The sequence below is a fragment of the Phenylobacterium sp. genome (genome assembly GCF_030651185.1).
GTDB lineage: Bacteria > Pseudomonadota > Alphaproteobacteria > Caulobacterales > Caulobacteraceae > Phenylobacterium.
In genome coordinates this window covers 128,404-151,108 of the sequence record NZ_JAUSCJ010000022.1, presented here as the reverse complement: position 1 = coordinate 151,108, position 22,705 = coordinate 128,404, and the positions used below count along the sequence as shown (strand labels likewise).

21 protein-coding genes and 1 tRNA gene are annotated in these 22,705 nt (G+C 70.2%); 9 read left to right on the top strand and 13 right to left on the bottom strand.

Translation table 11 applies throughout. The annotated features are described in order from the left end of the window. Positions 1-66: 66 nt before the first annotated feature. Both Q7J39_RS20890 and Q7J39_RS09740 read right to left on the bottom strand, forming a co-directional pair. Complete coding sequence (locus tag Q7J39_RS20890; protein WP_370690038.1) at positions 67-663, bottom strand: DUF6538 domain-containing protein; 597 nt, start codon at positions 661-663, stop codon at positions 67-69. A 101-nt stretch (positions 664-764) separates the two neighbouring features. Continuing rightward, a tRNA-Arg gene (locus Q7J39_RS09740) sits at positions 765-841 on the bottom strand. 181 nt (positions 842-1,022) lie between these two features. Between Q7J39_RS09740 and Q7J39_RS09735 the strand changes: the two genes are divergently transcribed. Both Q7J39_RS09735 and Q7J39_RS09730 read left to right on the top strand, forming a co-directional pair. Beyond that, positions 1,023-1,670 (top strand): class I SAM-dependent methyltransferase, encoded by a 648-nt coding sequence (locus Q7J39_RS09735; protein WP_304823570.1) that lies wholly within the window; start codon positions 1,023-1,025, stop codon positions 1,668-1,670. Between the two features lie 25 nt (positions 1,671-1,695). Then, positions 1,696-2,283 (top strand): class I SAM-dependent methyltransferase, encoded by a 588-nt coding sequence (locus Q7J39_RS09730; RefSeq protein WP_304823567.1) that lies wholly within the window; start codon positions 1,696-1,698, stop codon positions 2,281-2,283. Positions 2,284-2,384: 101 nt separating this feature from the next. Here Q7J39_RS09730 and Q7J39_RS09725 read toward each other — a convergent pair whose 3' ends face one another. From Q7J39_RS09725 to Q7J39_RS09715, 3 genes are all read right to left on the bottom strand, one after another. Beyond that, complete coding sequence (locus Q7J39_RS09725; RefSeq protein WP_304823564.1) at positions 2,385-4,034, bottom strand: glycosyltransferase family 4 protein; 1,650 nt, start codon at positions 4,032-4,034, stop codon at positions 2,385-2,387. 50 nt (positions 4,035-4,084) lie between these two features. Continuing rightward, positions 4,085-5,341: a hypothetical protein gene (locus tag Q7J39_RS09720; protein WP_304823561.1), complete on the bottom strand. Its 1,257-nt coding sequence runs from the start codon at positions 5,339-5,341 to the stop codon at positions 4,085-4,087. Positions 5,342-5,440: 99 nt separating this feature from the next. Next, positions 5,441-6,436 carry a P1 family peptidase gene (locus tag Q7J39_RS09715; protein ID WP_304823558.1) on the bottom strand — a complete coding sequence of 332 codons (996 nt, stop codon included), beginning with the start codon at positions 6,434-6,436 and terminating at the stop codon, positions 5,441-5,443. A gap of 130 nt (positions 6,437-6,566) precedes the next feature. Here Q7J39_RS09715 and ggt point away from each other — a divergent pair, with 130 nt between their 5' ends. Next, a complete protein-coding gene (ggt, locus tag Q7J39_RS09710) occupies positions 6,567-8,273 on the top strand; it encodes a gamma-glutamyltransferase (RefSeq protein ID WP_304823554.1) in 1,707 nt (568 codons plus the stop codon). Between the two features lie 174 nt (positions 8,274-8,447). Here ggt and Q7J39_RS09705 read toward each other — a convergent pair whose 3' ends face one another. The 4 genes from Q7J39_RS09705 to Q7J39_RS09690 form a co-directional block, all read right to left on the bottom strand. Further along, positions 8,448-9,932: a HAMP domain-containing sensor histidine kinase gene (locus Q7J39_RS09705; RefSeq protein ID WP_304823551.1), complete on the bottom strand. Its 1,485-nt coding sequence runs from the start codon at positions 9,930-9,932 to the stop codon at positions 8,448-8,450. A 66-nt stretch (positions 9,933-9,998) separates the two neighbouring features. Continuing rightward, positions 9,999-11,039 (bottom strand): quinone-dependent dihydroorotate dehydrogenase, encoded by a 1,041-nt coding sequence (locus Q7J39_RS09700; RefSeq protein ID WP_304823548.1) that lies wholly within the window; start codon positions 11,037-11,039, stop codon positions 9,999-10,001. Further along, positions 11,036-11,377, bottom strand: a complete 342-nt coding sequence (locus tag Q7J39_RS09695) for a DUF952 domain-containing protein (protein ID WP_304823545.1) — start codon at positions 11,375-11,377, stop codon at positions 11,036-11,038. The genes Q7J39_RS09700 and Q7J39_RS09695 overlap by 4 nt, the downstream gene beginning before the upstream one ends. Position 11,378: 1 nt before the next feature. Beyond that, on the bottom strand, positions 11,379-11,870 hold the full coding sequence (locus Q7J39_RS09690) for a histidine phosphatase family protein (protein ID WP_304823542.1): 492 nt from the start codon (positions 11,868-11,870) through the stop codon (positions 11,379-11,381). A gap of 111 nt (positions 11,871-11,981) precedes the next feature. Between Q7J39_RS09690 and Q7J39_RS09685 the strand changes: the two genes are divergently transcribed. Together Q7J39_RS09685 and metW are read left to right on the top strand one after the other, a co-directional pair. After that, positions 11,982-13,139, top strand: a complete 1,158-nt coding sequence (locus Q7J39_RS09685; RefSeq protein WP_304823539.1) for a homoserine O-acetyltransferase — start codon at positions 11,982-11,984, stop codon at positions 13,137-13,139. Next, entirely contained in the window at positions 13,136-13,795 is a 660-nt protein-coding gene (gene metW / locus Q7J39_RS09680) for a methionine biosynthesis protein MetW (protein ID WP_304823536.1), read from the top strand. Before Q7J39_RS09685 ends, metW begins: the two co-directional genes overlap by 4 nt. A gap of 111 nt (positions 13,796-13,906) precedes the next feature. On the opposite strand, the gene Q7J39_RS09675 is transcribed toward metW, so the two are convergent. Next, entirely contained in the window at positions 13,907-14,185 is a 279-nt protein-coding gene (locus Q7J39_RS09675) for a hypothetical protein (RefSeq protein ID WP_304823533.1), read from the bottom strand. A 10-nt stretch (positions 14,186-14,195) separates the two neighbouring features. Then, a complete protein-coding gene (locus Q7J39_RS09670; RefSeq protein WP_304823530.1) occupies positions 14,196-17,246 on the bottom strand; it encodes an autotransporter domain-containing protein in 3,051 nt (1,016 codons plus the stop codon). 149 nt (positions 17,247-17,395) lie between these two features. On the opposite strand from Q7J39_RS09670, the gene Q7J39_RS09665 reads away from it, so the two are divergent. Then, entirely contained in the window at positions 17,396-17,737 is a 342-nt protein-coding gene (locus Q7J39_RS09665) for a helix-turn-helix domain-containing protein (RefSeq protein WP_304823527.1), read from the top strand. A gap of 17 nt (positions 17,738-17,754) precedes the next feature. Continuing rightward, positions 17,755-19,098: a hypothetical protein gene (locus Q7J39_RS09660; RefSeq protein WP_304823524.1), complete on the top strand. Its 1,344-nt coding sequence runs from the start codon at positions 17,755-17,757 to the stop codon at positions 19,096-19,098. On the opposite strand, the gene Q7J39_RS09655 is transcribed toward Q7J39_RS09660, so the two are convergent. Continuing rightward, complete coding sequence (locus tag Q7J39_RS09655; RefSeq protein ID WP_304823521.1) at positions 19,095-20,726, bottom strand: NAD(P)/FAD-dependent oxidoreductase; 1,632 nt, start codon at positions 20,724-20,726, stop codon at positions 19,095-19,097. The genes Q7J39_RS09660 and Q7J39_RS09655 overlap by 4 nt on opposite strands. A 51-nt stretch (positions 20,727-20,777) precedes the next feature. Beyond that, positions 20,778-21,539, bottom strand: a complete 762-nt coding sequence (locus Q7J39_RS09650) for a hypothetical protein (protein WP_304823518.1) — start codon at positions 21,537-21,539, stop codon at positions 20,778-20,780. Between the two features lie 119 nt (positions 21,540-21,658). On the opposite strand from Q7J39_RS09650, the gene Q7J39_RS09645 reads away from it, so the two are divergent. Together Q7J39_RS09645 and Q7J39_RS09640 are read left to right on the top strand one after the other, a co-directional pair. Further along, positions 21,659-22,276, top strand: a complete 618-nt coding sequence (locus Q7J39_RS09645) for an RNA polymerase sigma factor (RefSeq protein WP_304823515.1) — start codon at positions 21,659-21,661, stop codon at positions 22,274-22,276. A 14-nt stretch (positions 22,277-22,290) separates the two neighbouring features. Beyond that, positions 22,291-22,671, top strand: a complete 381-nt coding sequence (locus Q7J39_RS09640) for a VOC family protein (RefSeq protein ID WP_304823512.1) — start codon at positions 22,291-22,293, stop codon at positions 22,669-22,671. Positions 22,672-22,705 lie beyond the last annotated feature (34 nt).

Here is a 22,705-nt window from a genome sequence, read left to right as displayed (position 1 = left end):
GATTCACTTCCGAGACGAGTGAGCATCGATCGCCGCAGAGCCCTAGGTCTCAGCCCTGGGGCTCGCTCAGTCCCGCTGGTATGTCCCGGTGGAGGCGTGGCGCGGCAGCCAGCGTAGCGTTTCAATGAAATCCCGACACTGCGCGCGAGTAATGGCCCGGACCGGCGTCTCCTCGCCGAGGACCGCGAGCGCAACTCGACGGGGAGTCGAGTATGCGAAACGTGTCCTTGGCGACCAGCTTCGCGTGGGATCGGACATGTAGGCGTCGTAGACCGCCTTGAGGCTCGCCCCGCCGGGCAGGTCCGCTTCCACAAACCGAGAAGGCATCTCCGGAGGTGGCGTCTCAACTGAAGTCTCCGGCTGATGGATCACTCCAGAATAGACCACTTCATCAACGCTCAGCCCGGCACCCGCACGCGCCACCTCGAAGGCTTGCTCAATAGCTGCCGCGACCAAATAGGATCGGCGCAACGCGACGGTGAGGCTGTCCGTATTCAGCGATCGCCAGATTTCAGCCCTGCCGACTATCCCTACTAGCAGCGTCGGGACGCGTCGCCGGTAGTAGATGAGAGCACCACGGCGCACGAGATTCGTTCGAACGTGTAGATCGTTTGTGTAACAGTCCGATCCTCCTTTTCCTGAGCGTTTAGAGGCGCTTAGCATCTCATCTCGGGCGAGACTGTGTAGCGGAGTTGTGTAGCAATCGTCCGCAGACGGTTCTCCCATCGATGAAACCGCAGTGTTTTCAATGGCGGGGAGAAGTTTGGCGCGCCCGGAACGATTCGAACGTCCGACCCTCAGATTCGTAGTCTGATGCTCTATCCAGCTGAGCTACGGGCGCGCACATCGCCTTTCGGCGAAGGGCGGGTATCTAGCGGTTCGCCGGGCGCGATTCAACCACGATCTCGCACCTTTCGCGGTGGGCGCGGCGGCTTTCGTCAACTTGACGCGCCAGGAGAGAGCAAACATACGGGACGGCGAAACAAGAGGTGGGCCCGGAGTCCGCCCAAGAGGCGATCCAGATGACCGACACTTCGGCGCCCGAAGCCGGCGACGCGTACGAGTTCACCACCGACTGGCTGCGCTACAACGTCGCCAACTGGCGGAAGATCTTCTCCGAAAACCGGATCGAAACGATCCTGGAGATCGGCTCCTACGAGGGCCGGTCGACCTGCTGGATGATCGAGGTCCTCAGCGCGCGCGCGGCCTTGGAGGTCTCTTGTGTCGACAGCTGGAGCGGCGGCGACGAGCATCAGGTGGGCGGCCGCTTCGAGTCGTCGATGCCGGAGGTGGAGCGGCGCTTTGACCGCAACGTCACGATCGCCAGCGCCAAGGCCGCGCACAAGGTGACGGTCAAAAAGTATAAGAACCTGTCCAATCTCGGCCTAGCCGAGGTCATCGCTGAGCGGCGAGCGCCGTATTTCGATCTGGTCTATGTCGATGGATCCCACCACGCGCCCGACGTGTTGACAGACTCCATCATGGCCTTCCATGTCCTCAAGGTGGGCGGGATCATGATGTTCGACGACTATCTCTGGCGTCTGGACCCGCACATCCTGAACCAGCCGAAGATCGCCATCGACAGCTTCCTGAACGTCTTCCAGGAAAAGATGGTAGTGATGCATGACCTGACGATCCGGCAACTCTACGCCCGCAAGATCGCGGCCTAGGGACCAGAGTCATGCAGCACGAAGAATGGTTCGCCGTTGGCGGCGGGCGGCCAGGGCGATTACCGCCATCCTGACCGATCAGAAGGACCGTCAGGTTCTCGGATCGCTCGCGGAGATCGGCGCCTATCAGGGCAAGACCTTCATTGGAATGGCGCTGGCCGCCCGGCCGCAGGAGTCTGTACTCGGCGTCGATATATTCCCGGGTTCGATGCTCCAGGACCTCACGGCCCAGCTGAAGGCCCTGCTTCCGACTGAGGAGCCCGCCAATGTGCGGCTGGTCAAGACGGACTCGACCAAGATTCCGACCCTCGACTGGATCCGCCTACTCGGCGCTCCGGTGCGCTTCGCCCATATCGACGGCGATCACACCCGTGACGCTGTCCTCAGCGACATGATCCTGGTGTCTTCGCATCTCGCGGAGGAGGCGGTGGTGGTCATAGACGACTATCTCCACGACTGGTTTCCTGATGTCACCGAGGGGGTGATCGACGGGCTGGAGAATTCGAAGAACCTACGGCCGGTCGCCGTTATTCCCCGCTCCGGACCTCTGATGAAGGGCGGCACCAAGCTGGTGTGCGCGACTCCAAAGGCTTGGAAGGGTGCTGGGACCTGATGGTCAAGACCTTCCCAGAACTCAGTCGGCGGGATTTCACGATTGCTGGCTACCCGGCGTTCGCGCTCCTGAACAACGACTAGCTAGCCTCCCGGGCGGCCCTACAGCCAGTCCAGCATGCCGAGCTTGCACATCCACATCAGCCCCATCTGAACCGGCCGGCGGCGCTCGGTCGGGAAGGCCAGCAGGACCGACTTCACCGAGCGGCTTTCGGCGCCCAGCATGTCGAGCACCTGGGTGCATTCCGGCCCGGTGCAGCGCCAGGACCCGGCGAAGCGGTCGAGCTCCAGCCCCATGGCGCGGTCGACATCGGCCGCCGTCACGCCCGGGCGGACGTGGAGCAGGGTCTCCAGGTTCTGAACGTCGGTGGGGAAGCCCCCGAAGTCGCGGTTCGGATCGCCCTTCACCGGGTTGAAGCGGCCCTGGGTGCTGTCCGGCGGCGAGGCCTCGCGGATCGCGGTCAACTCGTCAGCCAGGGCGGCGTACTGGCGGGCCACCACCGGCCAGTCGAACACCTCGCGCACGCGCTGGCGGCCCGCGGCCCCCATCTTGCGGCGCAGGTCAGGCGAGGCGATCAGGGCGGCGATGGCGTCAGCCGCCCGGCCGACATGGACCGCGGTGTGCTGGGCCAAGGCGCCGACATAGAGCTGGTAGGAGTCCAGACCCAGGACATGGCGTTCGGCGGCGGCGACACTGACCCCGCCCGGCGGTCCGCCCAGGGTGGGGATCAGGAAGCCCTGCTCTCCGTCCTGGACGGTGTAGCGGTAGCCGTCCCAGTCGCTGATCACCACCGGCAGGCCCGCGGCCATGGCCTCCACCGGGGTGATGCCGAAGGTCTCCTGGATGTTGTCCACCAGCGAGATGAAGATGTCCGAGGCGGCCCAGAACGACCCCACCCGGCCCTGGTCGTTGCCGTCCAGGAAGTGGACCGCCACCGACGGCGCATAGGCCTGGGCGGCGGCCTGGTACCGGGCGCGGTCCTGGTCGCCGTTGGGGAACCAGCCGACCATGGCGAAGTGAACCTTCACGCCGCTGGCCTGGGCGGCCTCCTGGATGGCGCGGAACATCGGCTGCGGCGCGGCCTTCTCGAAGAAGGAGAGGCGGCCCAGCCACAGCACCAGGATGTCGTCCTGCCCGACCGCCAGCTCCTCGCGGACCTGGGCGCGGACCTGCGGGCGGTCGGCGCGGGCCGCGATGACCGGCTGGTCGACCCCCAGCGGGATCAGCGGCAGATAGGGCTTGGGGTTCCCGGCGCCCCCGAAGCGGTCGGCCAGGAAACCTGACCATTCATCGAACATCCGATGGAGCGCGTCCTGCACCGAGGGCGAGGTGCAGATCAGCGCGTCCCAGGGCTGGATCGGGGAGGTGAGCGCGGTGGCCATCTCGGCGCGCAGGGCCGGCGGCGCGAGGGTGTGAACCAGGCCCATCAGGCTGTAGGCTCGGTCTCCCACCGCGCGGCGCCGCAGCCAGGAGATGTCCGACAGCGACGGCGTGCCGCGCAGCATGACGCCGGACTGGGCCACGGCGCCCTGGGCCAGCAGGCTGCCGGTCGTGAGCGCCGCCCCACCGGCTGAGTCCCCCAACAGGCCCTTGCGCAGGTCGGCGTCGGAAAGGCTGGCCTGGCTGAGGAAGCTGACCTGGTCGAACCCACCATGGGCCGCGAGCGCCCGGAACAGCTCGAGGTTGGCGACGTCCTTGCCGAACGGGTTGTTGACCAGATTGAACTGGCCCGACGGATGGTAGATCGCCAATCGCGACGCCAAAGGCCCGCCCCTATGTTCAGAGGGCCGTTCCCGCCCGATTAGAAGCGGGGAATACGACCTCCCAGACCGCGCAGCAAGGCGCCGCCGATGGCCTCGGCCGGGGTGGGCGGCGGAGCCTCCTGGCCGCCGGGGAGCATGACCGGCCGCTGACCCTGCTGACGTGCGCCCGGCATTTCCATGCCCAGAAGGCCGCCGGTCTGCGACTTGTAGCGGACCTTCACCGCCCACTCGATGTTCCAGGCGACCTTCGGGTCCTTCGGCCGCTCCGGATAGGAGAGGTTGGTCTCGTTCCCGTAGGCGGCCAGTTGCACCATGGCCTGGGGCGCGACCTTCACCACCTCCTGCGGGATCGTGCAGGCCGTGGTCTGCGGCCCCATCAGGGCCCGCGACGCCACCAGGCGGCTGATGTCGCCGTTGCTGAGATAGTCCGGCAGGGAGAAGGCCGAGGCCTGGACCTCGCTGGAGGTCCACAGCACCACGGTGTCGTCCTGGCCGCCGCCCATGGCGGTCGCCAGATAGGCCTGGGCGCCCGCGACCGCGCCCCAGCCGAGCTGGCCCGCGCCAGTGGCGCCGATGGCGTTGGTGGTCAGGCTCAGAGGCCCCAGGAAGTCCTGTGCGGCGTTCAGGCTGAAGCGGATGTCCGGCGAATAGGTCCCGCGGATCAGGTGCTCGCCCAACAGGGAGCCATTGCCCGGCACGCTGGCGCGGCTCTTCTCGTTGGGCCACTCGCCATAGGTGGTGTTGCGGCTGGGGGACGGCGGCTGCATCGGCGTGACGTTGAGCCCTCGGCTCATCGCCTCCAGGCCGGGGGGCATCTTCCCGTCGGCCATCTTGGCGAAGTCGATGACGATGGGCTGGCCGGGGCGGGCGTGCTCGCCGCAGCCCCAGAAGATCAGCATCCTGCCCTTGGGCTTCTGATAGTCGCGGGAGAAGCTCGGGGTCTCCTCGGTGCGCTGGACCGGCTGGGCGCGCGGCGTCGTCAGCGGCAGGGTCGGACCGGCCCGCAGGCCCTGGGGCGGCAGGTGCTCGGCGCTGGGCTCGCCCGCCGGCTTGCGTGAGGAGCCCAGCTGCAAGGTCAGGGTCTTGCTGGCCCCGCCGCCGCCGCCCGCCATCGCCATCATCTGGCCCATGGACGGCTTGCCGCTGCCCATGCCCGCGCCGAAGCCGGACACCGTCTGGCCGCTCATCCAGTAGGTCGCGACGGGGCCGGTCACGACCTGCTTCTGCTGCGCGTCGGCCGCGCCCGCGGTGAGGGCGATCACGCTGACCGCCGCCGTCGTCTTAATCCAAGCCATTGGACGTCTCCTGAACCTCGAAAGGCGGGTGACCTAACGGCTCAGCTTACCAAAGACATTCGGCAATAATGAAGACACGTTCTGCGTTCGCGCAGGTCCTCAGAGATCGCGCCAGCAGCGTACGTCCGACCCCGGCCACGGCGTGGCCTCGTAGACCGCCCGGGCCACGGCGCGGGCCAGGCAGTCGGCGGCCAGCGCCCCGATGCGGGCGATCGTGAAGTCGCCACCCTCCAGGGGGCGCAGGCCGGTGGACATGGCGAAGACCACGTCGCCGTCGAAGGGCGCGTGGACCGGGCGGATCGAACGCGCCAGGCCATCCTGGGCCATCACCGCCACCCGCTTGGCCTGGGCCGGGGTCAGCACCACGTCGGTGGCCACACAGGCGATAGTGGTGTTCATCCGCGCCTGCGGGTCGGCCTTGGCCAGGTCCCAGATGTCGGGCCGCGCCGACAGGCCAGCGGGACCCAGGCCGCCGAACTCAACCCCCATCTCGAAGGGCGCGGCCCAGAAGGTTCTGTTGTCGCCGGAGACCACCGAGCCGAAACTGTTGACGCAGACCACCGCCCCCACGGCGATCCCGTCGGCGGCGATGATCGAGGCCGAGCCGGTCCCGCCCTTCAGCGAGCCGGCCATGGCGCCGGTCCCTGCGCCGGTCGTCCCGAGCTGGAAGTCCAGCCCCGCGGCTTCCACAGCCTCGCGGCCGAGGCGGCGATAGGGTGGGTCCTCGCCCCAATCCCGATCCCCTCCGTTCGCGACATCGTAGAGGATCGCGCCGGGCACCACCGGCGACTTGGGCACGCCGGGACGGTTCACAAGGCCATAGCCCCGGCCCCGCGCACCCAGCCAGGAGACCACGCCGTCGGCGGCGGCCAGGCCGTAGACCGAGCCCCCCGACAGCACGATGGCGTCGATAGCCTCCACCAGGTTCTCCGGCGCCAGGGCGTCGGTCTCCCGCGTGCCCGGTCCGCCGCCCCGCACGTCGCAGGCCGCCACCGCACGGTCGTCGGGCAGGATCACCGTAACGCCGGTGCGGGCGGCCAGGTCCTGGGCCTGGCCCACGGTCAGGCCGGGCACATCGGTGATCAGGTTGCGCATTCCAGGAGCGGCGGGAGGCTTTTGGCTCATGATCGAACCAGAAGCATGGCTTGCGGTTTGTTGTCCACGTAGGCCTCGCTATGGTGACGCCGCTCCATTTCCAGTTCCCTCATTTCCGCGTGGTCCTTCCGTGTCGCAATTCAAGCGCCTGAGCATCGTCCTGCTGGCCAGCCTGGCCAGCGCCTGCGCCAGCCTCAACCCCGCCCCCTCGGCCCCGGCGCCCGGCGTCGGCTCCGGCATGGTGGCGGCCGCCAATCCGCTGGCGGTGGAGGCCGGCGTCAATGTGCTGCGCCGCGGGGGTTCGGCGGTGGACGCCGCCGTCGCCGTGCAGGCGGTTCTGGGCCTGGTGGAGCCGCAGAGCTCGGGTCTCGGGGGCGGCGCCTTCATGACCTATTACGACGCCAAGACCCGCAAGGTGACCGCCTACAACGGTCGCGAGACCGCGCCGGCCGCCGCCACCGACGCCCTCTTCCTCGACGAGACCGGCAAGCCCCTGCCCTTTGTCACCGCCCTGATGAGCGGCCGATCGTCGGGGGCGCCCGGCGCGGTCGCCATGCTGTCGCTCGCCCAGTCGCAGCACGGCAAGCTCGCCTGGAACAGCCTGTTCGGCGACGCCGAGAAGCTGGCGGACGACGGGTTCACGGTCAGCCCCCGCCTGGCCCGAATGATCGTTGGCCGCTTCCCCCAGGCCAGCGCTCCGGATGCGGTGGCCTACTTCACCAATCCCGACGGGACCCGCATGAAGGCGGGCGATACGCTGAAGAACCCCGCCTATGCCGCCACGGTGCGCAAGATCGCCGCCGAGGGCCCCAAGGCGATCCTGGAGGGCCCGGTGGCCGCCGCCATCGTCACGCGTCTGCAGCAGGGCGAGCAGCCGGGCGCCATGACCCTGGCCGACCTGGCGGCCTACAAGCCCAAGGTCACCGCCGCCACCTGCCGCCCGTTCCGCGTCTATGTGGTCTGCACTCCGCCCGCCCCGTCCGGCGGTCCGGCCGTGCTGGAGGGCCTGGCCATCCTGGAACACACCGACATCGCGGCCCATCCGAACGACACCCAGGGCTGGTACCTGTTTTCCCAGGCCAGCCGGCTGATGTACGCCGACCGCGACCGCTACATGGGCGACCCCGACTTCGTGGACGTGCCGACCGCCGGCCTGCTGGACCCCGCCTACGCCGCCGGCCGCGCGGCCCAGATCAACCTGCAGACCGCCGGCCCCGCCCCGGCGCCGGGCAAGCCCAAGGGCGCCGGCGTCCGCGCGCCCGACGCCACGATGGAGCCCGGCGGCACCTCGCACCTGGTGATCGTCGACGCGGCCGGCAACGCGGTCTCCATGACCACCACAGTGGAGAGCGTCTTCGGCAACGGCCGGATGGTGAACGGCTTCTTCCTCAACAACCAGCTCACCGACTTCTCCTTCGCGCCGAAGGAGAAGGACGGCGTCCCGGCCGCCAACGCCGTGGCCGGCGGCAAGCGTCCGCGCTCCTCGATGGCGCCGGCCGTGGTGCTGGACAGGCAGGGCCGGTTCGTGGCGGCGGTGGGATCGCCCGGCGGCTCGGCGATCCTGGCCTACAACCTCAAGGCCCTGGTGGCCTTCCTCGACTGGAAGCTGCCCATCGACCAGGCCATCGCCCTGCCCAACCTGATCGCGCGCGGCGACACCTACGCCTCCGAGCCGGCCAAGTTCGCGCCGGGCGTCGTCGACGGCCTGGCCGCCAAGGGCGTGGCGCTGAAGCCCGGCGGCGGCGAGGACTCCGGCCTCCACGCCATCGTCATGACGCCGAACGGTCTCGTCGGCGCCGCCGACCCCCGGCGCGAGGGAATCGCGAAGGCGCCTTAGGACAAGCTTCCTTCTCCCCTTGCGGGAGAAGGTGGCCGGTCGGAGACCGGTCGGATGAGGGGTCACGCTCCCCTCTCCGACCATTGTCCGACCGCCCTAACCCGATAGGCCTATCGACCCCTCATCCGACCCTGCTCCGCAGGGCCACCTTCTCCCGCAAGGGGAGAAGGATATCTAAGTGCTCTTCGCTCTTGCCCGCTTCGCCTTCAGCCGCGGCGGCGTTCCCGGCAGGCGCAGCTCGAACACCGAACCCTGGTCGCCGGTGGAGGCCAGCACCAGGTCGCCGCCGTGCCCCTGGGCGAGCTCGCGGGCGATGGCGAGGCCCAGCCCCGCGCCGCCCGGCCGGCTGGAGCCCGCGAAGGGCTGGAAGATCTTTTCCTGGGCGCGCTTCGAGACGCCGGGCCCATTGTCGGAAAACCGGATCAGGGTCGCGCCCTCGGCCTGGGTCAGGGACACCGTGACCACGCCGGACGCCGTGCGCCCCTCCTGCGCCTCGATGGCCTCGCGGGCGTTGCGCAGCAGGTTGGCGACGATGCGGTGCAGGTGGTCGGGGTCGGCAGTGACCTGGTCGGCGGGGTCGATCTCCGTCGCCAGCCGCACGCCCTCGGGCGACAGCCGCGCCTCCTCGGCGGCCATCTCCAGGGCCGGCGCGAAGGCAAGGGCGCCGATGTCGGGGGGCGCTTCCTGGGTCTTGCCATAGACCAGGACATCGGTGGCCAGCTTCACCGCGCGGTCCAGGGCGCGCTCCAGGCGCGGCAGGGCCTGGGCGACCTTGGGGTCGCGCGACGCCGCCAGCCGCTCGGAGGCGATCTGGGCGCTGGTGAGCATGTTGCGCAGGTCGTGATTGATCTTGGCCACCGCCTCGCCAAGGGCCGCCAGCCGGGCCCGCGAGTTCAGCGCCACCCGCAGATCGGCCTGCATCAGGTCCAGCTCCACCTCGGCGCGGCCGATCTCGTCGCGGCGGCCGGAGGGCTCGAGGTGCGAGGCGGGATCGTCGGGATCAGCGCGGAACCGCTCCATGGCGTGGGTGATCCGCTGCATCGGCCGCACCAGGAAGAAGGCCAGGGACAGATAGACCAAGATGCCGGCCACCATGGCCACGAAGGCCATGACCAGCAGCAATTGCCAGAGGTAACGGGTCAGCTCCTGCTTCAGGACGGCGTCGGGGGCGACGATCTCGATGAAGTCGGCCTTGCGGATACGCGGCTCGGCGATCACCCGCACCATGCGGCCCTCGCCGCCCCCTAGAAGCGTCTGGAAGGGCGCCGCCAGCCAGGAGACCGGGGCCTGGTCGCGCAGGTCCACCAGATAGGGCGCGCGTTCCAGCTTGGGCCCCTGCAGCACCAGACGGCGCATGCCCTCGGTCTGGATGGCCACCCGCTGCACGCCGGCGCCCTCCAGCAGCTGGGCGGCCAAGGCCTCGCTCACCACCCGGTCGGGGGCGACGTCGGGGGCGATGGTGGCCAGTTCGGCGGCGCGGACCCGGTCCAGCAGCCACTGCTCCTCGAAGGCCGCGAGCGCCGGCGGCAGGGCCAGGGCGCCGGCCGAGGCGACAAACAGAATGGTCAGGATCAGCAGACGCGCGGAGAGGCCGCCCGGCCAGAAGAACCGCCGTCTGGTTCGCCTCGGGGGCGCCTGAGGCTGAGGGGCGTCCGCCATGAGCCTTCCCCCTACTTCACCGTGGGGCTTTCGGCAACGCGACGTCTGTTCGCGTCACGCGCGAATCTAGCCTTTTGCCCCGGCGGCGTCCGCCACGCAGGCGAAGCCTTCGGCCTTCAGGCGTCGGGCCAGATCGGTCTTGATACGGGTGACCAGGCCCGGCCCGCCGAACACCATGGCCGAATAGAGCTGCACCGCGCTGGCCCCCGCGCGGATACGGGCATAGGCGTCGTCGCCCGAGGCGATACCGCCGGCCCCGATCAGGGCCACCCGGCCTCCGGCGGCGGAATGGAAAGTCTCCATCATCTGCTGGGCCAGGGCCCTGAGCGGCGCCCCCGACAGGCCGCCGGTCTCGCCGGCCTGGCTGGAGCGCAGGTTCGGGCGGCTGATGGTGGTGTTGGAGACGATGATACCGGCCAGGCCGTTGGCGATCACCGTCTCGACAATGGCTTCCACCTCGCCCGCCTCCAGGTCCGGCGCGACCTTCAGGAACATCGGAACCCTACCCTCCGCCGGCAGGCGATCGCGGGTTTCGGCCAGGCGGCCCAGCAGCTCCTCAAGCGCCGCCTTGGTCTGCAGGGCGCGCAGGCCCGGCGTATTGGGCGAGGAGATGTTGATGGTGAAATAGGAGGCCAGGCCCCACAGCCGGGTCAGCCCCGTGACGTAGTCGCTGATGCGGTCGGTGGCGTCCTTGTTGGCGCCGATATTGGCCCCGATGACCCCGGGTCCGCGCCTGGCCAGCCGGGCAGCGAAGGGCTCCAGGCCCTGATTGTTGAAGCCCATGCGGTTTATGACGCCCTGATCTTCCGTCAGCCGGAACAGCCGCGGGCGCGGATTGCCGGCCTGGGGCAGCGGAGTGACCGTCCCGCACTCCACGAAGCCGAAGCCCGCGGCCAGCATGGGGCCAAACACCTGCGCGTTCTTGTCGAAGCCGGGCGCCAGGCCGACGCAGTTGGGCAGGGCCAGCCCCGCCACCGTGGTGGCCAGGATCGGGTCGTCGCGGCGGGCGCGGGGGCCGAGGCCCAGGGCCAGGCCCTTGATCGTGACCCCGTGGGCGTCCTCCGGATCGAGCACATACAGGGCGCGGGCGGCGAGGTCGTGGATCATGCGAGGTCTCCCAGCACGGGCACGCCGTCGGGCCCCAGCGGCGCCTCGGTCACGGCCAGCACCTGGCCGGGCGTCAGCACGTCATAGAGATGCGGAAACAGGTCGCCGCCCCGCGAGGGCTCCCAGCGCAGGGCCGGCCCCAGGTCGTCGGCTTCCACCTCCAGCACCACCAGGTCGGTCAGGTCCTTGAAGTAGCGCCGCGCAGTCTCGCCGGCCTGGGCCCCGGTGGAGAAGTGGATGAAGCCGTCCGCCAGGTCGACCGCCGAGCCCAGGAAGCTCCCGGCGCGCGCCGCAGCCGCCCACTCGGCGCGGGTGAGAATCTTGTAGATGCGGGTCATGTCACCGCCCCGGGAAGAACAGGCCGTCATAGGACGGGCGGCCGGCGTGGTCGAAGAGGAAGACCGCGGCGGCGGCGGTGGGGAAACCGTTCTGGGCCTTGGCGATCAGGGCCGGGGGCGCGCCGCCCGCCTTCAGCATCTGAACGGTCAGATCCTGCAGGCCCGGATTGTGTCCCACCACCATCACCGTGCCGCAGGTGGCGCCGGCGGCCTGCGCCAGCGCGCGGACCCGTTCGGGCTCGGCGAGATAGAGGCTGTCCTCGAACCGCGCCTGCGCCTTGGGGAACGCCTTGCAGAGCGCCTCCCAGGTGTCGCGGGTCCGCGCGGCGGCCGAGACCAGAACCAGGTCCGGGCAGAAGCCGAGATCGGCCAGGGTCTCGCCCATGGCGGCGCTGGCCGCGATCCCAGGCCGGACCAGCCGGCGGTCGAAATCGTCGCCGCTCGGGGCGTCGCGCTCGGCCTCGCCGTGCCGCAGGAGGATCAGCCGGTCCATGGTCTCTCCGTCGCCCCACCCATGCGTGGGATCACGCATGGGTTCATAGCGGGCCTCGCCGCCGACGCGAAGCGGTTGACAGCGAAAGTGGTTGGCGGTCCAAGCGGGCGCATGAGCGACGTCGGCCACGCCACCCTCGCCACCCCCACCGACGGCGGGACCTGGAGGTCGCCGGCCGACCGTCCGCTGCGCCTGGATTCCGGCGCGGTCCTGGCCCCCCTGGAGATGGCCTACCGAACCTACGGCACGCTGAACGCCGACAAATCCAACGCGGTGCTGATCTGCCATGCACTGACCGGCGACCAGTATGTGGCCTCGACCCATCCGGTGACCGGCAAGCCCGGCTGGTGGACCACCGTGGTGGGCCCGGGCCTGCCGCTGGATCCGGCCCGCTACTTCATCATCTGCCCCAATGTCATCGGCGGCTGCATGGGCTCCACCGGTCCCTCGTCGCTGGATCCGATGACCGGCAAGCCCTACGGCCTGGCCTTCCCGATGATCACCATCGCCGACATGGTCCGCGCCCAGGCCATGCTGGTGGAGTCCTTCGGCATCGAGACCCTGTTCTCCGTGGTGGGCACCTCGATGGGCGGCATGCAGGTCCTGCAATGGGCGGCCGACTATCCCGAGCGGCTGTTCTCGGCGATCGTCGTGGCGGCCGCGGCCCGCCATTCGGCCCAGAACATCGCCTTCCACGAGGTGGGCCGCCAGGCGATCATGGCCGACCCCGACTGGCGCGGCGGCGCCTATGAGCTCGAGGGCGTGCGCCCGGAAAAGGGCCTGGCCGTGGCCCGCATGGCCGCTCACATCACCTATCTGTCGGAGACCGCCCTGCAGCGGAAGTTCGGCCGCGAGCTGCAGCGCGACGGCCTGTCCTGGGGCTTCGACGCCGACTTCCAGGTGGAGAGCTACCTGCGCCACCAGGGGGCCAGCTTCGTCGACCGCTTCGACGCCAACTCCTACCTCTACATCACCCGGGCGCTGGACTATTTCGACCTGGCCGGCGGCCACGATGGGGTGCTGGCCAACGCCTTCCTGCGGGCCCGAAATGTGCGGTTCTGCGTGCTGTCCTTCTCGTCGGACTGGCTCTACGCCACCGCCGAGAGCCGTGACATCGTCCGCGCCCTGAACGCCGCCGGCTGCCGCGCCAGCTTCGCAGAGATCACCACCGACAAGGGCCACGACGCCATCTTCCTGGACGAGCCGGCCCTGGATAGCGCCCTGCGCGGCTTCCTGGCCTCGGCCGCCGAGAAGCGGGGCCTGGCGTGAAGACCACCCGCGAGGACTTCAAGGAGATCCTGCGCCTGGTGCGTCCGGGTTCCCGCGTGCTCGACGTCGGCTGCGGCGAGGGCGAACTGCTGGAGCTGCTGACCCGGGAGAAGGGCGTCGACGGCCAGGGCCTGGAGATCTCCAGCCAGGGCGTCTCGGCCTGCCTGGCGCGGGGGTTGGCGGTGGTTCAGGGCGACGGCGACCGCGACCTGGATCATTTCCCCACCCAGGCCTTCGACTACGCCATCCTGTCCAAGACCCTGCAGCAGATGCGCGAGCCCCGGCACGTGCTCAACGAACTGCTGCGCATCGCCGACCGGGCGGTGGTGTCCCTGCCCAATTTCGGCCAATGGCGGGTGCGATGGTCGCTGATGGTCCACGGGCGCATGCCCGAGACCAAGGCCCTGCCCGAGCCCTGGTGGTCGACGCCAAACATCCACCTCTGCACCCTGCACGACTTCACCGCACTCTGCGACGATCTGGACCTGCGCATCGAGGCCTGCTCGGCGCTCAACGCCGGCAAGCCCGCGCGGCCCATCGACCCGACCCGGGCTCTGGAGAACTGGCGTTCGGAAACCGCGCTGTTCCTGCTGAGCCGCAAGGGCGCGGCCGAAGCGGCCTCGTCGGCGGGGAACGGCGAGCTCTTCCCCAAGTAGGTCTCCCGCTCACCCTGGCTTGCGCCAGGGCCCGGATCATCGGCGGGGGGGCTTTGTGATCCGGATCCCAGAAATCTGGGATGAGGGTCCGGGGGGGAACTTGAAACGCGTCTAGCTGAGCCACCTCGGCTGGCGCGCGCCGGCCGCCGCCATCAGGCTGATCAGCGCCATGCCGCCCTCGAACAGGCAGAGCGCGGCGACGACGGCCACCGGGGTCTCGCCCAGCGCCCGAGGGGCCAACGCCACCAGCACGCCGCCGATGATCAAGCAGAGCACCGAGCCCGCGAAGGCCACCTTGGAGCGCCACAGGGGCGGCTTTCCGGCGGTGTGGCGGGCAATGCAGACCAGGACAGCCGCCACGGCCAGCAATCCTCCGGCGAGATGGATCATGTCGCGCCCTTCAGAACACCATGCGGGCGACGATGCGGGCGTCATAGGCCTCGTAGTCGTCGCGAATCTCTCCGCCGCCTTCCAGCGCGAAGTCGACGTAGTCACTCTGGCCACGCAGGGCCAAGCGTACAACCGCTCCGCCGCCCGAGAGTTCCGGTGACGCGATGGTAAAGGCCGATCCGCCGCTGACGAAGCGGGCCGTGGTGGCGTCGGCGCCGTCGCCCGAGACCTGCCGCCAGCCAGCGGTCAGTTCCGGACCCCAGCGGAAATAGCCCTTCACGCCGAACTTCGCCCCGACGCTGACGCCGGCGAAGGCGGCGATCTGGCTGGAGGAACGCTCGTCGATGGCCAGGTTCACGGCGTCGCCGCCGCCGGTCTCGGTGCGGTCGCCTTCCTTCAGCAGGAAGTAGTCCAGGGTGGCCTGGGGCCGGGCATAGAAGGTGTCACCCTCCAGGTGCCAGTTCACATGGGCGTGGGCGGCCACGGTCGCGCCATTCCAGTCGGAGGACGCGGCGCGGGTGAAGCCGGAGTCGCTCAGCACCCGCTCGCTCTTGAGGCTGGCGTAGCCGCCGGTGATCCCGGCCCCCACCGTCAGCTGGCCCAGGCTCTCGCGCCAGTAGACCCCGGCCGACAGCACCGTGCCGCTGAGCGACTCCGAGCCCGCGGCGCCGGCCTCATCGACATCGACATTCAGGAAGCTGGTCTGCAGGCCGATGGCGCCCAGGGCGGTGTCGGGCGCCTCGATCCCCGCCGCGATGCCGAAGCCGCCGGCGTCGTAGGCGGTGGAACGGTCGACGTCGCGCTTGATCATCACCCCGATCTCCTGGGTCCAGGCGCGCAGCCCACCCCCCTCGTCGCTCAGCGAGGCGTCGGCGTCGGGGCCCCGGCCCGCGGCGTCGGAGGCCGCCGCCAGGGTGTGGAAGAGCCCCCCCGAGTGGTCGGGCAGGAACTGGTCGTAGAGGGCCTGGAAGCCCGCCTGGGTGGTCTTGCCAAGCAGGGCGTCGCGGACGGCGGTGTCCTTGTCGAAGGCGGCGAACACCGCGTCATAGGCCGCGCTTTCCGACGCCGTCATGTTGGCCTCGGCGGCCGTGCGCCGGCGCACATCGGCCACCAGGCTGGTGGTGGGCGCGTCGACCCGCAGGGTGGTCTTGTAGAGATAGGGGGTGTCCCCCAGCAGGCTGTCATCCAGGGTCCCGGTGGTCAGGGAGCCGGCCCTGATCAGGGTGAAGCTGGCGGGCGCCTCCAGCTTCGAGGCGAAGCCCAGGCCGATCTTCGACCCCGTCGCCAGGGTCGCGGCGCCGGCGACGTTGAACTGGGTGGACTTGGCGGTCTTGGGATCGGCGGTGAAGACCAGCTCGCCGGCCGCGCCGAGGTTCAGGCTGGTGAGGTTGACCGTCGCGGTGCTGGTGTCGGTCAGCCGCCCCTTGACGATGTCGACGGTCAGGCCGCCGCCGGCGTCGGTGAGCGCGCCGGTCAGCTTGGCCCCGCCGTTGATCACCAGGCTGTCGGCGCCCGCGCCGAAGGCCACGGCCCCGTTCAGCACGCCCGCCAGAAGTTCCAGCCGCGCCGCCCCCGACCCGAACAGCACGTCGCCGGTGATGGTGGGCGTGATGGTGGTGTCGCTGTTGGCGTACTGGCGCAGGGTCACGCCCGCGGTATTGGCCCGCAGGTCGAGGGCGATGGCCCGCCCGGTGACCGGGACCGTGGTGTCCGTGGCGGTGACGGTGGCGGCGATGGAATTGATGTTCTCGAGGGTCCGCAGCGACCCCGAGGCGTCCAGCACCGCGGTGGCGGTGGCCTTGGAGCCGCTGACGACGGCGCTGATCGAGCCGCTGTTGGCGAGATAGGGCAGCGAGGCGCCGGCGTCGATGCGGATGGCGGCGATGTCGTTGGCCTCGGTGGCCGTCGTGCTGGCCTTGATCACCCCGGCGTTGGTGAGATTGGCGCTCGAGGCGCCGGCGCCCATCCAGAAGGCCGTGGCGCTGGCCTTGACCCCGGTGGCCAGGATCGAGCCGGAGTTCCAGATGCCGCCGTCCACCGTCACCGTACGGCCCAGGCCGCCGAACTTCACACCGACCGCGGTCACCCCGTCATAGATGCCGGCGCCCTGGACCGTGCCCTTGTTCATGAAACCGAAGGCGTCGGTCCCCAGCACGCCCAGGCGGACATTGCGCGCCTCCGACCCGATCAACACACCCGGCGCAGAACCGTAGGCGCTGGCCGAGCCGGAGCCGCCGATCAGCATCCCGCCGAACAGGTCGCCGCGCACCCGGACCGCCGGTCCGCCGATCAGCAGATCGTCGGCGTCCAGCTTGGCCACCACGGCGTCGGTCCCCCGCGTCGTGGACCGGTAGCCCGAAGCCCCGATGGCGGAGTTGATGGAGAGCTTGCCGCCGACATTGTCGTCCAGGGCCACGCCCACGGAGTCCTTGCCTTGGGCGGTGACTGCTCCGGTCACCACCACGTCGCCACCGACCGTGCCCAGGGCGTGCAGCCCATAGGAACGGTCGCCGATCACCGAGATGGACCCCGCGGTCTGCAGGGACCCGTCGATGGCGCTCTCCAGCGCGACGCTGGCTGAATCGTTACCCTCCACGGTGATCGTGCCCGCGGTCTGGGTGATGGAGCCATGGAAGGTGGCGGGCCCGGTCACCCGCACGCCGACCCGGTTGGAGCCGACCGCGAACGGGCCGTCCATGTCCCCGTCAGAGTCGGTGTCCTTGATCTCGGTGGTGTCGTCGATGACGATCGACCCCGACAGCTTCACCTCGCCCGTATTGCCGCCGACGATCGCCAGGCCGGTGGCGTTGCTGGCGTCGGAGATCGAGAGGGCGCCCTCGTGGGTGACGTTGTTGTTGCTGTTCAGGGTCAGGGCCGCGCCGCTGGTGACCTTGATCGATCCCGCCGAGGTCACCTTCACGTCGTCCCGGGCGCCGCTGGCCGCCGTGGCCGTGGCGACCGGTGCGGTCACCGCCGTGGAAATCGCGGTCTCGGCCCAGGCGGGCGCGGCCATCAGGCACAGGGGAGAGGCCGCGGCGAGCAGGAGGTGACGAAGCGACATGCGGTTTCCGGAAAAAAGAGGACGAAAGGGCGGGTGGCGTCTATGGTCAGCGACGAGGCTTTATACGTCGCGTATGAATGTGTTTCGTAAGAACTGTATATCGGCCCGATTGCGGCCGCAAGATGGCGCAATCCAGGAGTTGAAGTTCGATGCCCAGAGCCGCGGTTGATCCGGTCCGCGCCGCCGCCACCAAGGCCCTGCGGCAGGAAGCCGGACGCTGGCTGAAGGCCGGGCGCGAGGCCGCCGGCATGACCCAGGCCGAACTGGCCGAGCGGGTGGGCATGCGTTATTACACCTTCGTCTCGCAGGTGGAGAGCGGCCTGGGCCGCGTCCCGATCGAGATGCAGGGCGCCTGGGCCCTTGCGGTCGGCCTTGATCCCGCCCACTTCGCCCGCACCCTGCTCGCCTATTACGAGCCTGAGCTGAACCGGCTGCTGTTCGGGGACGCCGCCCAGATCACGCCCGACGCCCAGCGCGCCTTCGGGACCTGAAGGACCGCCCTGGCCCCATGAGCAACGTCGTTCCGTTCACGCCTCGCGCCGACACCGGCGGCTGGTCCGCCGGAGAGCGCGCCCGGCTGTCGGAACTGGCTGACCGGCTGGCGGCGGACGGAATCCATGTGCGCGTGGTCTACGGGGCCACCGACGCCGGCGACCCCTGGTGCGTGATCACCGACGAGAATGACGAGGTTCTGGTCCACGTCGCCCGCATCAACGGCCAATTCGTCATCCACGACGCCGCCGCCGATGTTGTGGAGGCGGACGACACCCTGTGGACCGCCGTCGATCGCCTGCTGGGGGCCGACTGGCGCGACGGACAGGGCGAGGTGGTGGTGCCCATGGCGGCCCGTCAGGCCCAGACCTTCATCGCCCTGGTGGTGGCCGCCGCCTTCTTCGACATGACCGCCCAGGCCCACGACGCGCCGGACGCGGGCCAGCAGGACACCCCGGCCGACATGCTGGCCGCCTTCGCGGTCGCCGCTACCCTGGTCGCCCCCGCCGCCAGCGCCGAGGAACACCAGCGCTTCGAGCGCCTGGCCGCCCCGGCCGACGACACATCCCCCGGCGACGCGGCGGCCGTCACCGCCACGGAGGACGCCCCCAAGGCCCAGGCGTCCCAGGACGAGATCAAGCCGACCGACATCCCCACCGGCTCGGAGGCGACCAGGACCGCCGAACCGACCCTGGTGGCGCAGGCGGCCGCCCAGGAGACCCTTCAGGGCGGCGACGGGAACGATGAACTGGCGGGCGGATCGGGCGACGACAGCCTCGATGGCGGCGGCGGCGCCGACCACCTGGAGGGCGGCGCCGGGGACGACACCCTCTCAGGCGGCGGCGCGGGCGCGGGCCAGGTCGACCTGCTGGAGGGCGGGGCCGGCGACGACCAACTCCACCTGGGCGCCCAGGTCGTGGCCATCGGCGGCGCGGGCGACGACACCTTCATCATCGAGGTCCCGCGCGAGGCCAGGGCCGAGGCCGCGCCGCCGCAGCATTCGCTGGGCACGATCCTCGACTTCACCCTCGGCGACCGGCTGACAGCCGCGAACGGCCACGCGATCAACCTGCTCAACGCCACCGCCCAGGACGACGTGCTCAGCAGCGTGCGCGGCTTCACCTTCCCCGGCCGCCTGCCGCCCCCAGTCCCCGGCTTCCGCGTGGAAGTCGACCTCGACGGCGACAACCAGGGCGACGGCTTCCTGACAGTGGCGGGCACGGGCGTCGCGGGCCTGCTCAGCCACCTGGCCGGCGGCGGCGCGCGCCCCGACCCTAAGCCTGACTCTAGCCCACCCGCCGACATCACGGTGACCGGCGTGAGCCACGCCCCGCCGCCGCCCGGCGACTTCCTGGGTTAGGAGACCGAGGCCTTCGTCTCCACCATCGCCCGCGCCACGGCCTCGGCCACCTTGATGCCGTCGATGGCGGCCGAGAGGATGCCGCCGGCATAGCCCGCCCCCTCGCCGGCCGGGAACAGCCCCGCCAGGTTCAGGCTCTGAAAGTCGGCGCCCCGGGTGATGCGGATCGGCGAGGAGGTCCGCGTCTCCACCCCGGTCAGCAGGGCGTCGGGATCATCATAGCGCGGGATCTTGCGGCCGAAGACCGGCAGGGCCTCCCGCATCGCCACCACCACATAGTCCGGCATCAGGGCCGCCAGGTCGGTGGGCGCCACGCCCGGCTTGTAGCTCGGGACCACGCTGCCCAGGTCGCTCGAGGCCCGGCCCGCCAGGAAGTCCCCCACCCGCTGCCCGGGCGCGTGATAGCCGCCGCCGCCGGCTGTGAAGGCCGCGCGCTCCAGTTCGTCCTGCAGGGCGATCCCGGCCAGGGGGTGGTCGCTGCCATAGTCGGCGGGATCGATCCCCACCACGAAGCCGGAATTGGCGTTCCGCTCATTGCGCGAATACTGGCTCATGCCGTTGGTCACCACGCGGCCGGGCGCCGAGGTCGCCGCCACCACCGTCCCGCCCGGGCACATGCAGAAGCTGTAGGCCGTGCGGCCGTTCGCGCAGTGGTGCGACAGCGAATAGGACGCCGCCCCCAGGTCCGGATGGCCGGCGCAGGGCCCGAACAGGGCCTTGTCGATCCAGGACTGCGGATGCTCGATCCGAAAGCCGATGGAGAACGGCTTGGCCTCGATGTGGACGCCCCGGTCGTGGAGCATGGCGAAAGTGTCGCGCGAGGAGTGGCCCACCGCCAGCACCACCTGGCTGGCCGCCACGAATTCACCGCCCTTCAGGTGCAGTCCGCGCAGACGCCGCGTCCCGTCCGCCGCCGCCTCGATCTCGACGTCGGTCACCTGCTGGCCGAACCGGTACTCGCCCCCCAGGGCCTCGATCTTGGCGCGCAGGGACTCCACCATGGTCACCAGGCGGAAGGTGCCGATGTGCGGGTGCGCCTCGGTGAGGATTTCCGCCGGCGCCCCGGCCGCCACGAACTCGGTTAGCACCTTGCGGCCCAGGTGGCGCGGGTCCTTGACCTGGCTGTAGAGCTTGCCGTCGGAGAAGGTCCCGGCCCCGCCCTCGCCGAACTGGACGTTGGACTCCGGGTCCAGCTCGCCGCGCCGCCACAGGCCCCAGGTATCTTTCGTCCGCTCACGGACGGCCTTGCCGCGATCGATGATGATGGGGCGAAACCCCATCTCCGCCAGGATCAGGGCGGCGAACAGCCCGCACGGCCCGGCGCCGATCACCACCGGCCTCGGCGCGCCCGCCGGCGCCCTGGCCACGGGCCTGTAGGACGTATCCGGCGTCGGCCGCAGGTGCGGATCCCCCGCCATCCGCGCCACCACCCCGGCCTCGTCGGCGAGTTCGACGTCGACGATATAGACCTTGAGGATCGCCGCCTTCTTGCGGGCGTCGTGGGCCCGCTTCCATACCGACCAGGACAGCAGGTCGCCCTCCCCCACCCCCAGCCGCGCGGCGATGGCCGCCGGCAGCGCCTGGGGCGGATGGTCGAGAGGCAGCTTGAGTTCGGAGATCCGCAGCATGGCCGGTTTCTAGCGCCTCCCGGCGGCGCGCGCACCTGTGCGGCGCCGACACTAGACCCCGTAGAGCCGGTAGAAGGGCGCGATCGGGCTCTCCACGCTGAGGGCGCGCAGCGGAAACGCCCTCCAGGGCGCGGCGATGTCCCCATGGCCGATATTGTCCAGCAGGGCCTGCGCCACCGCGGGCTTCACGGTCCCCCGGAAGTCCAGCAGCTGGCCCCAGCTGGAGGTTCCATCCAGCCGGACCCGCTCGGGCTCGAAGGCCGACGCGCCGTAGTCGCGCGGAAACAGCCGGCGATAGGCCTCCAGGTTATAGAGCCAGGACCCACCCCGCACCGCCCGGGCCCGCTCATGGTGCGCCCGGACATGGCCGAACATCTCCCGCAACTCCGACCTCCGCCGGTCGGCCTTGGCCCGGGCGAGCGGGCCGAGATCGCCTCCGCTGTCGCGGTTGCTGAAATGGATGCGCACGACCTGATCCTCGTCCTGCAGCTCATAGCTAAAGCAGCCGAACCGGCGCGCGCCGCGCGGTTCGGGCGGGGCGTCGGCGAAGAAGCCGACCGTCCAGTCCAGCCGCTCGGCGGCGGACCCGCACCGCGCCAGGCCCGCGGCATAGCGCGCCCACCCCTCCGACGCCGGCCCCGCCTGGGCCCGGCCCAGCCCAAACCGCCGGTGCAGGTTGGTGACCTCCCGCAGCGTGTCGGCCAGCGGCCGCGCCGTGCGCGCCCTGATCGTCTCGGCGAACCGCAGCTGAACCTCGAAATAGCCCCGCAGCCGCTCGGCCGTCTCGCGACGTGGCTCGATGATTCCGTCCATGGGCGGAGATTACACGGCCGAGGTCGGAACGGGTCAGGGGACTCCACCGGATCCCGAAAGGCTCTAAGAACAGGCTGGCCGACCGCGGGGCGGCCGCGCCTCATCGGGGCTGGGAGACGATGGACAGGCAGACCTATCTGAGATGGCTGCGCGCCGCCCGTCGGCGAACGCGGCGGGCCGGCGAGGCGGAGGATCTCCTACAGACCGCCCTGCTGGCGGCGGTGGAGGCCGGGCGGGCGGACATGGCCCGCGAAGAGAACGGCCGCTGGCTGGGGGGCGTGCTGCGCAATCACGCCCTGCGCGAGGCGCGCTCGGCGGTGCGCCGGCGACAGCGCGACACCGCCTACGCCGCCGCCATCGCCGTGCAGGATCCCCAGGCGCCGGCGGAGTGGCGCGGGTTCGTCTCGGCCCTGCCGCCCGCCCTTCGCACGACGGCCCTGCTGGTGGTGACCGGCCACACCCGAGCGGAGATCGCCTGGCTGCTGCGCCTGTCGGAGGCCGCCTTCCGCAAGCGGATCAGCGAGATTCGCCAGCGCTGGCGCCGGTCGGGGCTGCGCACCCTGCCGGGCGACGGCGCCTTGCAAGGCGAGCTCGCCTTCGGCCTTCTGCGCCAGGCGCTGATCCGGCTCGTCCGGTCAGACGGCGTCGCCCTTGGAACGCACGATCCTGACGGCCACCTGATCGTCCTGTCCTCACAATTCGGCGGGCCGCGGCAACAGGGTGGGGTCAGCAGCTAAACGGAGAGAGAGACATGTTCGGCAAAACACGCATTGGAAGCGTCTGCTTCTACGTCACCGACATCGCGCGCACCCAGGCCTTCTATCGGGACGTCCTGGGCCTGGAGGTCACCAACATGGGCGACGACGGGTCCGGCAAGGACTGGCTCTCGGCCAAGACGGCCGGCGACGTCGAGTTGATCTTCTTCCAGACCGAGAGCCGGCCCGGAAATTCCCCGATCCTGGTGTTCGATCTCGCCGACGGCGGCATCGACACCATTGTCGCCGGCCTCGCCGAGCAGGGCGCCACCATCGTCACGCCGGTCAGCCACGCGCCCGGCGGATGGACGGCGGATTTCACCGATCCGGATGGGCACATGGTCTCAATGTATCAGTCGCAGGACGCCCCCCGCTAGGGCGGCCGCCCCTTGCGGATCCGCGCCGCGACCG

What these genes read in the sequence shown, in the direction of transcription:
- Q7J39_RS09715 (WP_304823558.1), bottom strand. Translation starts at nt 6,436, where the DNA reads ATGCGCAACCTGATCACCGATGTGCCCGGCCTGACCGTGGGCCAGGCC.
- Q7J39_RS09735 (WP_304823570.1), top strand. Translation starts at nt 1,023, where the DNA reads ATGACCGACACTTCGGCGCCCGAAGCCGGCGACGCGTACGAGTTCACC.
- Q7J39_RS09665 (WP_304823527.1), top strand. Translation starts at nt 17,396, where the DNA reads ATGCCCAGAGCCGCGGTTGATCCGGTCCGCGCCGCCGCCACCAAGGCC.
- Q7J39_RS09720 (WP_304823561.1), bottom strand. Translation starts at nt 5,341, where the DNA reads ATGGCTTGGATTAAGACGACGGCGGCGGTCAGCGTGATCGCCCTCACC.
- Q7J39_RS09690 (WP_304823542.1), bottom strand. Translation starts at nt 11,870, where the DNA reads ATGGACCGGCTGATCCTCCTGCGGCACGGCGAGGCCGAGCGCGACGCC.
- Q7J39_RS09695 (WP_304823545.1), bottom strand. Translation starts at nt 11,377, where the DNA reads ATGACCCGCATCTACAAGATTCTCACCCGCGCCGAGTGGGCGGCTGCG.
- Q7J39_RS09675 (WP_304823533.1), bottom strand. Translation starts at nt 14,185, where the DNA reads ATGATCCATCTCGCCGGAGGATTGCTGGCCGTGGCGGCTGTCCTGGTC.
- Q7J39_RS09660 (WP_304823524.1), top strand. Translation starts at nt 17,755, where the DNA reads ATGAGCAACGTCGTTCCGTTCACGCCTCGCGCCGACACCGGCGGCTGG.
- Q7J39_RS09640 (WP_304823512.1), top strand. Translation starts at nt 22,291, where the DNA reads ATGTTCGGCAAAACACGCATTGGAAGCGTCTGCTTCTACGTCACCGAC.
- Q7J39_RS09670 (WP_304823530.1), bottom strand. Translation starts at nt 17,246, where the DNA reads ATGTCGCTTCGTCACCTCCTGCTCGCCGCGGCCTCTCCCCTGTGCCTG.
- Q7J39_RS09700 (WP_304823548.1), bottom strand. Translation starts at nt 11,039, where the DNA reads ATGATCCACGACCTCGCCGCCCGCGCCCTGTATGTGCTCGATCCGGAG.
- Q7J39_RS09655 (WP_304823521.1), bottom strand. Translation starts at nt 20,726, where the DNA reads ATGCTGCGGATCTCCGAACTCAAGCTGCCTCTCGACCATCCGCCCCAG.
- Q7J39_RS09645 (WP_304823515.1), top strand. Translation starts at nt 21,659, where the DNA reads ATGGACAGGCAGACCTATCTGAGATGGCTGCGCGCCGCCCGTCGGCGA.
- Q7J39_RS20890 (WP_370690038.1), bottom strand. Translation starts at nt 663, where the DNA reads ATGCTAAGCGCCTCTAAACGCTCAGGAAAAGGAGGATCGGACTGTTAC.
- Q7J39_RS09705 (WP_304823551.1), bottom strand. Translation starts at nt 9,932, where the DNA reads ATGGCGGACGCCCCTCAGCCTCAGGCGCCCCCGAGGCGAACCAGACGG.
- Q7J39_RS09685 (WP_304823539.1), top strand. Translation starts at nt 11,982, where the DNA reads ATGAGCGACGTCGGCCACGCCACCCTCGCCACCCCCACCGACGGCGGG.
- Q7J39_RS09650 (WP_304823518.1), bottom strand. Translation starts at nt 21,539, where the DNA reads ATGGACGGAATCATCGAGCCACGTCGCGAGACGGCCGAGCGGCTGCGG.
- Q7J39_RS09730 (WP_304823567.1), top strand. Translation starts at nt 1,696, where the DNA reads ATGGTTCGCCGTTGGCGGCGGGCGGCCAGGGCGATTACCGCCATCCTG.